This is a genomic window from Pseudosporangium ferrugineum (genome assembly GCF_003002065.1).
Taxonomy (GTDB): Bacteria; Actinomycetota; Actinomycetes; order Mycobacteriales; family Micromonosporaceae; genus Actinoplanes; species Actinoplanes ferrugineus_A.
Genome location: NZ_PVZG01000010.1, coordinates 178,011 through 189,067, shown reverse-complemented (window position 1 = coordinate 189,067; position 11,057 = coordinate 178,011). Strand labels below are relative to the sequence as shown.

The 11,057-nt window shown below is 72.1% G+C and carries 14 protein-coding genes; 8 read left to right on the top strand and 6 right to left on the bottom strand.

The genetic code is table 11. The features are described from left to right. Positions 1–3: 3 nt before the first annotated feature. Genes CLV70_RS21880 through CLV70_RS41770 form a run of 4 tightly spaced genes read right to left on the bottom strand, consistent with a single transcriptional unit; the run spans position 4 to position 3,305 of the window. The gene (locus tag CLV70_RS21880) at positions 4–507 is read right to left on the bottom strand and encodes a hypothetical protein (protein ID WP_106128405.1); all 504 of its coding nucleotides are present in this window, start codon (positions 505–507) and stop codon (positions 4–6) included. A gap of 13 nt (positions 508–520) precedes the next feature. Then, positions 521–2,167 carry a RecQ family ATP-dependent DNA helicase gene (locus tag CLV70_RS21875; protein WP_106128404.1) on the bottom strand — a complete coding sequence of 549 codons (1,647 nt, stop codon included), beginning with the start codon at positions 2,165–2,167 and terminating at the stop codon, positions 521–523. A gap of 42 nt (positions 2,168–2,209) precedes the next feature. Continuing rightward, the gene (locus tag CLV70_RS21870) at positions 2,210–3,157 is read right to left on the bottom strand and encodes a TIGR03557 family F420-dependent LLM class oxidoreductase (RefSeq protein WP_106128403.1); all 948 of its coding nucleotides are present in this window, start codon (positions 3,155–3,157) and stop codon (positions 2,210–2,212) included. A gap of 19 nt (positions 3,158–3,176) precedes the next feature. Next, positions 3,177–3,305 (bottom strand): hypothetical protein, encoded by a 129-nt coding sequence (locus CLV70_RS41770; RefSeq protein ID WP_281260481.1) that lies wholly within the window; start codon positions 3,303–3,305, stop codon positions 3,177–3,179. A gap of 187 nt (positions 3,306–3,492) precedes the next feature. Here CLV70_RS41770 and CLV70_RS21865 point away from each other — a divergent pair, with 187 nt between their 5' ends. The 8 genes from CLV70_RS21865 to CLV70_RS21830 all read left to right on the top strand — a co-directional run bounded on the left by CLV70_RS21865 (position 3,493) and on the right by CLV70_RS21830 (position 9,384). Continuing rightward, the gene (locus CLV70_RS21865; protein WP_106128402.1) at positions 3,493–5,166 is read left to right on the top strand and encodes a glycoside hydrolase family 3 protein; all 1,674 of its coding nucleotides are present in this window, start codon (positions 3,493–3,495) and stop codon (positions 5,164–5,166) included. Positions 5,167–5,224: 58 nt separating this feature from the next. Further along, on the top strand, positions 5,225–5,551 hold the full coding sequence (locus CLV70_RS21860; RefSeq protein ID WP_106128401.1) for a hypothetical protein: 327 nt from the start codon (positions 5,225–5,227) through the stop codon (positions 5,549–5,551). Between the two features lie 62 nt (positions 5,552–5,613). Further along, positions 5,614–6,435: a DUF1206 domain-containing protein gene (locus tag CLV70_RS21855; protein ID WP_106128400.1), complete on the top strand. Its 822-nt coding sequence runs from the start codon at positions 5,614–5,616 to the stop codon at positions 6,433–6,435. Positions 6,436–6,551: 116 nt separating this feature from the next. Next, positions 6,552–7,736 (top strand): mechanosensitive ion channel family protein, encoded by a 1,185-nt coding sequence (locus CLV70_RS21850; protein WP_106128399.1) that lies wholly within the window; start codon positions 6,552–6,554, stop codon positions 7,734–7,736. Positions 7,737–7,808: 72 nt separating this feature from the next. Continuing rightward, positions 7,809–8,246 (top strand): phage holin family protein, encoded by a 438-nt coding sequence (locus tag CLV70_RS21845; RefSeq protein ID WP_106128398.1) that lies wholly within the window; start codon positions 7,809–7,811, stop codon positions 8,244–8,246. Beyond that, a complete protein-coding gene (locus tag CLV70_RS42130) occupies positions 8,243–8,680 on the top strand; it encodes a DUF3618 domain-containing protein (protein WP_106128397.1) in 438 nt (145 codons plus the stop codon). The genes CLV70_RS21845 and CLV70_RS42130 overlap by 4 nt, the downstream gene beginning before the upstream one ends. Continuing rightward, on the top strand, positions 8,677–8,949 hold the full coding sequence (locus CLV70_RS21835) for a DUF4235 domain-containing protein (protein ID WP_106128396.1): 273 nt from the start codon (positions 8,677–8,679) through the stop codon (positions 8,947–8,949). The genes CLV70_RS42130 and CLV70_RS21835 overlap by 4 nt, the downstream gene beginning before the upstream one ends. Before the next feature lie 231 nt (positions 8,950–9,180). Next, complete coding sequence (locus CLV70_RS21830; RefSeq protein ID WP_011905669.1) at positions 9,181–9,384, top strand: cold-shock protein; 204 nt, start codon at positions 9,181–9,183, stop codon at positions 9,382–9,384. A gap of 396 nt (positions 9,385–9,780) precedes the next feature. Here the strand turns inward: CLV70_RS21830 and CLV70_RS21825 are convergent, their stop codons facing one another. Both CLV70_RS21825 and CLV70_RS21820 read right to left on the bottom strand, forming a co-directional pair. After that, positions 9,781–10,062 carry a hypothetical protein gene (locus CLV70_RS21825; RefSeq protein ID WP_106128395.1) on the bottom strand — a complete coding sequence of 94 codons (282 nt, stop codon included), beginning with the start codon at positions 10,060–10,062 and terminating at the stop codon, positions 9,781–9,783. Then, entirely contained in the window at positions 10,049–11,026 is a 978-nt protein-coding gene (locus CLV70_RS21820; RefSeq protein WP_106128394.1) for an aldo/keto reductase, read from the bottom strand. The genes CLV70_RS21825 and CLV70_RS21820 overlap by 14 nt, the downstream gene beginning before the upstream one ends. Positions 11,027–11,057 lie beyond the last annotated feature (31 nt).

The window sequence follows — 11,057 nt, the reverse complement described above, 5'->3', positions numbered from 1 at the left end:
GGGTCAGCCGGCCAGGGCCTTCGCCAGCTCGTCGCGGAATTCCCGCTCGTTCTCGGTGATCTGGTCGCCGCCGAGGCCGAGCACCCCGCCCGTCGAGGCGGCGCCGACCACGGACTCGGCGATCTCGACCAGCCAGTGCTTGTACGTCTCGGCGTCCGCGGGTGTGGCCTTCGCGGCCAGCAGCGCCGCGGCCTCCGCCGCCCGGGTGATCACGTCCTGGACGTACCCGACCGGGTCGGCCGGTTCGATGGCGGGCAGCTCCTCGCCGCGGTCCGGGTCGCCGGTCGCGGCGAGCACGGCCCTGGCGACCGCGGCCACCAGCGGGCTGGCCGATGCGCGGGCGTCCGAGATCCGGTCGAGGCCCGCCGCGGTCTCCTGGCGGGTCTTGCGGGCACTGTCGGGCGTCGCCGCGCTGGCTGCGGTCAGCACCGACTGCGGCAGGCCGGCGAGCAGCCCCCACTCCGGGTCGGTGAAGCCGAACTGGGCGTACAACGGTTCGTCCGTCACGGGTCTCCTCACTTCACTTCTTCTTCTCGGCGACCAGGAGAGCATGCTCCTCGACGACGGGTACCGAGAGGGTCTTGTAGCCGACCTCCTCGAACAGCACCGTCACCCGGTCCTCCTCGTAGCCCATCACCATGCCGGGGCCCCACTCCGGGTGCCGCACGGTGCTGTGCACCGGGAACAACCCGTCCCCGGTGGCCTCCTCGACCTCCTCGGCCACGCCCTCGACGCAGTTGTCACAGTGGCCGCAGGGCTTGCGCATGTCCTCGCCGAAGTACGCGAGCAGCGTCTGGGTGCGGCACGCCCGGGTCTCGGCGAAGCCGCGCATCATGTCGGTGCGGGAGCGCTGGACGACCTGCCGGCGCTCGTATGCGGCGACGGCGGCCTCCGCCGCGGCGGCCGGGAGCGGGGCGAACACCGGCACCGTCCACTTGTTGCCCTGCCCCGCGGCGGCGGCGCCGACCTGTTCGAGCAGGCTGAGGAACTGGCCGAGCTTGCGCGGGCCGAGGCCGCTCCGCTCCTTGAGGGCGGTTTTGGTGGCTGGCCCGGCGCGCAGGGCGGCGGCGAGCTCGCGCAGCTCGGCGGCGTCGGGCGAGCCGCCGGTGAAGAACCGCTGGATGGCCTCGTCCTCGGCGCGCCACAGCAGCAGGGCCCGGCCCGGCTCGCCGTCACGGCCCATCCGGCCGATCTCCTGGAAGTAGCTGTCCGGCGAGTCCGGCAGGGCCACGTGCGCCACCCAGCGGATGTTCGGCTTGTCGATGCCCATGCCGAACGCCGAGGTGGCGACCATGATCTCGAGCTTGTCCGCGGTGAAGTCCTCGTGCCGCTGCTCGCGGGCACCGGCCGCCATGCCGCCGTGGTAGAAGTCGGCGGCGTACCCGGCCCGGGTGAGCCGCTCGGCCAGTTCCTCGGCGGCGCGCCGGGTGGCGACGTAGATGATGCCCGGCCGGGGCGCCTCGTCCAGCAGCGCGGTCAGCCGCCGCCAGCGGTAGTCCTCGTCCGGGCAGTGCGCGACCTCGAGGAAGAGGTTCCGGCGGTCCAGCCCGGACACGTGGATCTCGGGCTTGCGCAGGTGCAGCCGCTCGATGATGTCGTCGCGCACCGGCGGCGAGGCGGTGGCGGTCAGGGCCAGCACGGGCGGCCGGCCCAGGCCCTTGATCAGGTGGCCCAGCGACAGGTAGTCGGGGCGGAAGTCGTGTCCCCAGGCGGAGATGCAGTGCGCCTCGTCGATGGCGACCAGGCCCGGGCGCAGGGCCCGGACCTCGGCCAGCCGCTCCGGGTCGCTGAGCTGCTCCGGCGTGATGAACAGGAACTCGGCGCGGCCCTCGCGGATCTCCTTGATCGCCTCGCGCTGCTGCGCCGGGGTCTCCGCGGAGCTGACGCGTACGGCGCGGGTCTTCGGGTCGTCGAGGGCGTTGAGCGCGGCGATCTGGTCCTGCTGCAGGGCCAGCAGCGGTGAGATCACCACCGTCGGCCCCGGCAGCAGGACCGCCGGGATCTGGTAGATCGCCGACTTGCCGGCCCCGGTGGGCAGGACGACCAGGGCGTCCTTGCGGCGCAGCACGGCTCGCATGGGTTTGAACTGGCCCGGGCGCAGGGACGGCCAGCCGAAGTGTTTGCGGGCCACCCTGCGCAGGCGGGGCCCGTAGACGGGGATCTTCATCGAGCGGCCATTGTGCCCTGCCCCGGCGACATCGAAACGCCGTTACAGCTTCGGCAGGACGTGGTCGGCGTACAGGTCGAAGAGGCCCTGGTAGTGCGGCCCGGTGTTGGCGACGTAGATCTCGTCGAACCCGGCCTCCGCGTACCTGCCGATCATCTCTAGGTGCGCCTGCGGGTCGTTGCCGCAGACGAACGCCTCCTTGATCATGTCCTGGGTGACCAGCTGCGACGCCTGCTCGAAGTGCTTGGGCGAGGGCAGGACCTGGGACAGCTCGCCGGGCACGCCGGCGTTGGGCCACTTCTCGTACGCGATCCGCGCGCCCTCCTCCTCGGTGGCCGCGAACGCCGCCTTGAACCCCGCCTGACAGGTGCGGTCGCCGCCGCCGGCCGAGCGGAACCGGCGGACCGCGTCGCCGTCGGGCTCGACGTGGATGTAGCCCTCGCCGATCCGGGCCGCGACCTCGACCGCCTTGGGGCCGAAACCGGACACCAGGATCTCGACGGGCTTCTCGGGCAGCGTGTAGATCCGCGCGTTCTCGACCGTGTAGTGCTTGCCCCGGTACGAGACCACGCCGCCCTTCCACAGCTCGCGCATGATCTCGACGGCCTCCTCGAGCATCTCCAGGCGGACGTCCGCCTCGGGCCAGGCGTCGCCGAAGATGTGCTCGTTGAGGGCCTCGCCGGTGCCGACGCCGAGCCGGAACCGGCCGCCGGTGAGCACGGCGCTGGTCGCGGCGGCCTGGGCGATGACGGCCGGGTGGATGCGCACGGTCGGGCAGGTCACCGCGGTGTTGATGGGCAGGGAGCAGGCCTGGCTGAGGGCGCCGATGGTGGACCAGACGAACGCGCTCTGGCCCTGCGCGTCGACCCAGGGGTGGTAGTGGTCGGAGATCCACAGGGCCGAGAAGCCGGCCCGTTCCGCACCCTTCGCCTGCTCGATGAGCTCGGCGGGGGTGTACTCCTCGCTGGACAGGAAGTATCCGATTCGCATGTACCGGCGGATACCCCGGTTATTTGCCGCCGAACATTCTGCGGATGGCCCAGAGCAGGATCAGGGCGGCGAGGGCCACCCCGAGCAGGCGTACGGCGTGCACCTCGGACCAGTCGACGCCGGAGGCCGCCAGGGGGTGGATGGACACGTGTCGCAGCGTACCGAACGGGCGCCGTTCGTGCCCCTTCGTCCGGGTCTAATAGAAAGGTTTGTTGACTAAATCCGGGTGGTGGGTGACCATAGGTCGTCGCCGCGCCCATGACGGTTGTGGCTGATCACCGAGGGGGACGCGCTCGCGGAGCGCGTATTGATCGTCACCGGAGGTACGCCGACTCATGCCGAATTCTGGCGAACTGCCCGAACTCGCCGCGACGGTACTGCAGCCCGGCTTCGTCGGGACGACCGTGCCCGACTGGGTCCGCCGGCGGCTCGGGGAGGGACTCGGCGGCGTCGCGCTGTTCGCTCGCAACGTCGAGACGCCCGCCCAGGTCGCGGCCCTGACGGCGCAGCTGCGGTCCGAGCGGCCGGACGTCATCGTCGCGATCGACGAGGAAGCCGGCGACGTCACCCGCCTCGAGTCGCGCCACGGCAGCTCCCGCCCCGGCAACCTCGGCCTCGGCGCGATCGACGACCCCGAACTGACCTGGGCCGTCGCCCGTGACCTCGGCCTCGACCTGGCCCACGCGGGGATCACCCTGGACTACGCGCCGGACACCGACGTCAACTGCAACCCCGACAACCCGATCATCGGGGTACGGGCGTTCGGCGCCGAGGCGCCCCTGGTGGCCCGCCACGGCGCCGCCTGGATCCGGGGGCTTCAGGAGGCCGGGGTGGCGGCCTGCGCCAAGCACTTCCCTGGCCACGGCGACACCGCCGTCGACTCGCACCACGACGTGCCGGTCATCGACCACGACCTGGCCCGGCTCGAGGAGTGCGAGCTGATGCCGTTCCGGGCCGCCATCACCGCGGGCGTGCAGTCGATCATGACCGGGCACCTGCTCGTGCCGGCGTACGACCCGGAGCTGCCGGCCACGCTGAGCCGCCGCATCCTCACCGGGCTGCTGCGCGAGGAACTCGGCTTCGACGGGCTGATCGTCACCGACGGCATCGAGATGCAGGGCGTACGCCGCAAGTACGGGCTGGAGGGCGCCACCGTCCGGGCCCTCGCCGCCGGAGCCGATGCCATCTGCGTGGGCGGCGACCACGCCGACGAGCACACCGCCGTACGCCTGCGCGACGCCGTCGTGGCGGCCGTACGCGCCGGCGAGCTGTCCGAGGAACGCCTGCGCGACGCGGCCGCCCGGGTCCGCCGGCTGGCCACCTGGACGCTGGAGACGCAGACCGCCATCGGGGCCCGCGCGATCGCCGACGCGGCCGGCGCGGCCCGGCCCGGTGCCACGCTCACCGGCGGCGCGGCCGACGGCCAGGCCGCGGCCCGGCCCGAGGCGGCGGCGACCGGCGATTCGGCGGCCGGCGGCTCGGCGGCCGACGGCTCGGCGACCGGCGGCTCGGCGGTCGGCCAGGCCGCCGCCCGGCGTGCGGTCAAGGTCACCACCAGCGGGAACGCTCCCCGGCTGCCGTTGACCGCCGCCCCGCACGTGGTCGAGTTCGCGCCACCGCGCAACATCGCGATCGGTGCCGAGACGCCGTGGGGCGTGGGCGCGCCGCTGGGCACGTTGCTGCCGGGCACCACGTCGGTGCGGCTCTCCGCCGACGACCTCGCGGGGGTGACCGACCCGGTGGCGCCGATCCTCGACGGCACCGGTGCGCGTCCGCTCGTGCTGGTGGTCCGCGACGCCCACCGGCACCCGTGGGTGGCCGACGCGCTGGCGCGTACGCTCGCCGTCCGCCCGGACGCGATCGTGGTCGAGATGGGCGTGCCGGTCGCCGTCAGCGGGGGAGTGCATGTGGCCACGTACGGCGCCACCCGCGCCTGCGGTCAGGCCGCCGCCGAGCTCCTCGCCGGGGCGGGCGTCCCCGAGCGCACGAGGCAGGCGCTCGCCGCCTGACCGGCGGCGCCGGGCCGGCGCGGGCCCGGGCTGGCCCGGCCCCCGTATCCTGGACCACGTGACGACGACTGCAGCCCGACCTCTCGCCGCCCTGTTCACCGCCGCCGCTCTCGGGCTCGCCCTCCTGACCGGATGCAGCAGCGACAATGTGTCCTGCGGCCTCGACCAGTGCACCGTCACCATCGACCGCAGCGTCGACGCCAAGGCCGAGGTGCTCGGCGTCGAGGCGAAGTTCGTCAGCGCCGACCAGAACACCGTCACCCTCGAGGTGGCCGGCGAGCAGATCCAGCTCACCAAGGGCCAGCAGGCCGTCGACGTCGGCGGCCTCCAGGTCTCGCTGGACAGCATCACCGACGGCTCGGTCAGCTTCCAGGTGTCGCGTTAGCACAGCTGGGGGGGCGCGCGGGGCAGGTTTGAAAAATGTGGCGGCCGGTCACTTAGGCAGCCATGACAGCCTCCTCGCACGTCCGCAGCACAGCGTCGCGCGCGGCCGACAGCAAACCCCTCGAATATCTGGCGCGCGGTGGCTTCATCGCGTACGGAATCATTCATCTGATCTTCGCCTGGATCGCCCTTCAGCTGGCGTTCGGTGACTCCGCCGGGGAGAGCGACCAGTCGGGCGCCCTCCAGACGCTGGCGAAGCAGCCGATGGGCAAGACCCTGGTCGTCGCCACCGTGGTCGGCATGATCGGCCTCGCCCTCTGGCAGGCGTTCGAGGCCGCCATCGGGGAGAGCGGCAAGCAGGACCGCACGGCCCTGGCGGAGCGCTTCATCTCCGGCTGCCGGACGATCCTCTACCTGTACTTCGCGTGGCTGGGCATCAAGGTGCTGCGCGGCGCGAACGCCTCCACCGGCGACAGCCAGCAGCGCAACGCGTCCAGCCTGATGGACAGCGGCGGCGGCCGGTTCCTGGTCGGACTGATCGGCGTGATCGTGATCGGCGTCGGCATCGGACTGGTGATCTACGGCGTCAAGAAGAAGTTCGAGAAGCACCTCAACACCCAGCAGATGAGCCCGTCGGTGCGCCGGACCACGCGCCGGCTCGGCGTCGCCGGCTACTCCAGCAAGGGTGTCGCGTACGGGATCGCGGGCGGGCTGATCGTGGCCGCCGCCGTGACCTACGACCCGGGCAAGGCGCGCGGCCTCGACGCCGCGCTCAAGACCCTGGCCGGCCAGGAGTACGGGCCGTGGCTGCTGGGCCTGATCGCGCTCGGCATCGCGGCGTTCGGCATCTACTGCTTCTTCCAGGTGCGCTACCGCAAGGTGTGAACCTTCCTCCCGGTGCGGTGTGAGCAACGTCCGATCTTGCGCGGGCCGGTGTGGAAGCTCCGGCGGGCAGGGCAAGGTGGAACGCTGGCGACGAACCCCGCTGAGGAGAGGGAACCGTGACCAGCCTTCTGACCGCCCTGCTCGCCGTCGTGGTGGCGGCCGGCGCCGCGCTCGTGACCGTCGAGGTGGTGCACCGGATCGTGCGGCGCTTCGGCCGCCGGTCGGCGGTGCTGAGCGACCTGGCGACCACCGCGCACCGGCCTTTCCTGGCCACCGCCGTCGTGTTCGCCGTGCAGGTGGCCGTCCGCGGCTTCGCCGGCGAGTTCCCCGGCCGGGCCGGCGTGGTGCACGCCCTGGTGATCCTGGTGATCGCCGCGGTGGCGTGGCTGGTCGGCGCGCTGCTGCTGGTCCTGGAGGACCTGGCCCTGGCGCGGTGGCGGGTCGACGTCCCGGACAACATGCGGGCCCGCCGGCTCAAGACCCAGGTGCAGATGCTGCGCCGGGTCACCGTCGCCGCCATCGTGGTGCTCACCATCGGCGTCATGCTGATGACCTTCCCCGGCGTCCGCGCGCTCGGCGCCAGCGTGCTGGCCTCGGCCGGCGTCGTGTCGGTGATCGCCGCGCTCGCCGCGCAGAGCACGCTCGGCAACGTCTTCGCCGGGCTCCAGCTCGCGTTCAGCGACGCCGTCCGGATCGACGACGTCGTGGTGGTCGAGGGCGAGTGGGGCCGCATCGAGGACATCACCCTGACGTACGTCGCGGTGCAGATCTGGGACGACCGGCGGCTGATCCTGCCCACGTCGTACTTCACCACCAAGCCGTTCCAGAACTGGACGCGTACGGGCTCCGCCGTGCTGGGCACCGCCGAGGTCGACGTCGACTGGTCCGCGCCGGTCGAGCCGATGCGCGCCGAGTTGCGGGCGGTGTGCGAGGGCACCGAGCTGTGGGACGGCCGGGTGTGCGTCCTGCAGGTGACCGAGGCGATCGGCGGCATGATCCGGCTGCGGGCCCTGGTGAGCGCGCACGATGCCGGAGCGCTGTGGGACCTGCGCTGCCTCGTCCGCGAGAGACTCGTCGCCTGGGTCTTCGAGCACCGTCGCGACGCCCTGCCCCGGATGCGCGCCGACGTGGACACCCTTCCCCGCGGGCCGGTGAAATCCACGCCCGACAACGCCGCGCCCGTCCGGGAATCGTCAGATGATTCCCGTGTCTTCAGCGGAATAGGCGACGGCGACGAGCGCGCCGCGGCCTTCTCGGGACCCGATGACAAGGCCGTCGTCCCTCCCCGTGACCACGGGTGAGTCCGGTCTGCGCCGGAGAGGATTGATTCGGCCCTGGGCAGGGCATACTGCTCGGTGTGAAAGGAGGACACCATGGCCGATGTCCTGAACGGTAGCCCGGTCCGTCCGGGGACCGACCAGTCCACCTCGGAATTGGTCCAGAAGGCGAGCGAGCAGATCACCCGACTCGTCCGGGACGAGATCGCTCTCGCCAAGGCGGAGCTCACCGAGAAGGGTAAGCACGCCGGCATCGGGGTGGGTCTGTTCGGCGGGGGCGGCGTGCTCGCCCTGTACGGCGTCGGCGCGCTCATCGCCACGCTGATCATCGTGCTGGACCTCTTCCTGCCGCTGTGGCTCGCCGCCCTGATCGTCACCGTGGTGCTGTTCGCCGCGGCCGGGCTGCTCGCGCTGCTGGGCAAGAAGCAGGTGTCCCAGGCGGTCCCGCCGGAGCCGAAGTCCGCGATCGAGAGCGCGAAGGCGGACGTCGACGAGGTCAAGCACGCGATCAAGAGCGGCAGGAGCCGGGAATGAGCGACAAGAACGGCACGTCGGGCGCCAAGCCCGACGTGGACGCCCTCCGGGCGGAGATCAAGCAGACCCGGGCCGAACTGGGCGAGACCGTGCAGGCCCTGGCGGCCAAGGCGGACGTGAAGGCCCGGGCGAAGGAGCAGGTCGAGCTCACCAAGGCCCGGGCGAAGGCCCAGGTTCACGAGGCGACCGAGAAGGTCCGCGGCGCGGCGGCCAACGCCGCGGCCGTGGCGTCCGACAAGGTCCGCGCGGCCACGTCGCAGGCCGGGGACAAGGTCACGCCGGCCCTCGACAAGGTCCGCGAGACCGGCGCGATCGACAAGGCGCAGGAGGCCCGCGAGCAGGTACGGCGCAACCCGGTCCCGTTCGCCGCGGTGCTCGCGGCCGGCGTGGCGCTGGTGGGCATCATCCTGATCGTGCGGGGGAGGCGTCGGTGAGCAAGAAGCTCCAGAAGGTGGCGTACAAGCCGGTCGGCCTGCTGCTGGGCATCGGCGCGGGCGCCCTCGCCGGCTTCGTCTTCAAGGAGGTCTGGAAGCTGGCCTCCGGCGACGACGACGCCCCCAACGCGACCGACGAGGACCGCGGCTGGGGCGAGGTCATCGCCGCGGCCGCGCTGCAGGGCGCCATCTTCGCCACGGTGAAGGCGCTCGTCGACCGCGGCGGCGCCGCAGGTGTCCGGAAGATTACGGGCACGTGGCCGGACTGATATCTGGGATAGCTGTATAGACCACCGTCAAGGCCCTCGGCGCTGCTGGGGGCCTTTTCCGTTGTTGCCGGAGTCGACGGGATTCGCCCGAGGGGAAGCTTTCGGGGCGGTTCTTCGGGTACAGTGTGGCCAGTTTTTGTGTAAGTGGAATTGCCGTTCGCGGCTCCACCGCACGAAAACGACCATCGGCCCCGCATCACCGGGCCGGCATTTTCAGAAGGAGAGTTCAGCATGGCGCAAGGCACCGTGAAGTGGTTCAACGCAGACAAGGGCTTCGGCTTCATCACCGTCGACGGCGGGGGTGCTGACGTGTTCGTCCACTTCTCGGCCATCCAGACGAGCGGATATCGCACTCTGGAAGAGAACCAGCGGGTCGAGTTCGAGATCGCCCAGGGCCAGAAGGGCCCGCAGGCGGAGCAGGTTCGCCCCCTCTGAGACCTACCGGCCGGCCGTGATGCCGGCAGTCGGTCGCCTGGCGGAGACCGGCTCTAGCCAAGCGGGCCCGCATCCTGTTCCGGCAGGATGCGGGCCTTGTTTTTTCCGACCCGGGCCCTGACCACCCCGGCTCTGGTTGCCCGAGCCCCGGGTCGTCGCGGCCCTGACCGCCTCGACCCTTGGTTCCGGGCCCGCTTGCCTCCGGGCCCTGGCGTGCCGGGCCCGTTTGCCTCGAGCTCGCTTGGCTCGGCGTCCCTGCCCGCTCCTGCTTGCCTGGGCCGTGCGTTCTCGGTCCGGGCCCTGAGCTTGTCCGGGCCCTGAGCTTGTCCGGGCCCTGCGCTTCCGGGGCTGCCTGCGCGGGTCGTGCGTTTTGCGGGGCGGTCTGTTCGCGGCCGGTCAGGGTGCGGGGTGCTCCGGGGCGGCGGCGAGTTGCCGGCGCTTGAAGGCCGCGCGGACGCGGACGCCGGTCACCATCAGGGCCAGGCCCGCCACGGCCGGCACCGGGCCGGCCACGGCGAAGGCGGTGACGCCGCTCATCACGCTGTCCTCGATGAGGTCCAGGCCCTGGGCGGTCCACAGGACGCCGAGCACGAGGGCCAGCATGCCGCCCGTCATCCACGGCCAGCCCTTCAGCGGCACGTCCTCCGCGGCGGGCGGCACCGGCTCACCAGCGGTCATGGACCTGGGGGCGGATCAGCTCGTCGTAGACCGCCTGGACGGCGTCGTGGGCCTCCCGCGGCAGGGGTGCCAGCGCGGCGGCGGCGACGTTGCCCTGGGCCTGGCCGGCGTTGCGCGCGCCGGGGATCACCACGGTCACCGCGGGGTGGTCGAGGATCCAGCGCAGGGCGAACTGGGCCATGGTCGCGTCCTGGGGCACGTACGGCCGGAGCCGGCGCACCGCCTCCAGCCCGGTGGCGAAGTCGACGCCCGAGAACGTCTCGCCGACGTCGAACGCCTCGCCGTGGCGGTTGTAGGTGCGGTGGTCGTCGGCGCCGAACGTGGTGTGCTCGTCGTAGCGCCCCGAGAGCAGCCCCGAGGCGAGCGGCACCCGGGCGATGATGCCCACCCCGGCCTCGGCCGCCGCCGGCAGCACCCGCTCGAGCGGCTTGAGGCGCAGCGCGTTGAGGATGATCTGGACGCTGGCCGTGCCCGGCCGGGCGATCGCCGCGAGGGCCTCGTCGACCTTCTCGACGCTGACGCCGTACGCCGCGATGCGCTTCTCCTGCACCAGCGTGTCGAGCGCGTCGTAGACGGCCTCGGTGCTGAAGACCGGGGTCGGCGGGCAGTGCAGCTGCACCAGGTCGAGGGTCTCGACGCCGAGGTTGGCGCGGGACCGGTCGGTCCACTCCCGGAAGTTGGCGAGGGTGAAGTTCGCCGGGTCCTGGTCGACCCGGCGGCCCATCTTGGTCGCCACGGTGAGGCCGGTGCGGCTCTTGAGGAAGCTGCCGATGGCCTGCTCGCTGCGGCCGTCGCCGTACACGTCGGCGGTGTCGATGAAGGTGACGCCCGCGTCGACGGCGGCGCCGAGGGTGGCGTGGGCGTCCTCCTCGCTCACCTCGCCCCAGTCGGAGCCGAGCTGCCAGGCGCCGAGACCGATCACTGCGACTTCCCGCCCGAGGCGGCCGAATCTGCGCTTTTCCACGAGGTCAGCCTATGTCCTCCGGTGGTACGCT

Excerpts from the sequence above, each read along its gene's own strand:
- CLV70_RS21845 (WP_106128398.1), top strand. The coding sequence starts at position 7,809 with ATGGCCGATGTCCTGAACGGTAGCCCGGTCCGTCCGGGGACCGACCAG.
- CLV70_RS21865 (WP_106128402.1), top strand. The coding sequence starts at position 3,493 with ATGCCGAATTCTGGCGAACTGCCCGAACTCGCCGCGACGGTACTGCAG.
- CLV70_RS21875 (WP_106128404.1), bottom strand. The coding sequence starts at position 2,167 with ATGAAGATCCCCGTCTACGGGCCCCGCCTGCGCAGGGTGGCCCGCAAA.
- CLV70_RS21825 (WP_106128395.1), bottom strand. The coding sequence starts at position 10,062 with ATGACCGCTGGTGAGCCGGTGCCGCCCGCCGCGGAGGACGTGCCGCTG.
- CLV70_RS42130 (WP_106128397.1), top strand. The coding sequence starts at position 8,243 with ATGAGCGACAAGAACGGCACGTCGGGCGCCAAGCCCGACGTGGACGCC.
- CLV70_RS21855 (WP_106128400.1), top strand. The coding sequence starts at position 5,614 with ATGACAGCCTCCTCGCACGTCCGCAGCACAGCGTCGCGCGCGGCCGAC.
- CLV70_RS21830 (WP_011905669.1), top strand. The coding sequence starts at position 9,181 with ATGGCGCAAGGCACCGTGAAGTGGTTCAACGCAGACAAGGGCTTCGGC.
- CLV70_RS21870 (WP_106128403.1), bottom strand. The coding sequence starts at position 3,157 with ATGCGAATCGGATACTTCCTGTCCAGCGAGGAGTACACCCCCGCCGAG.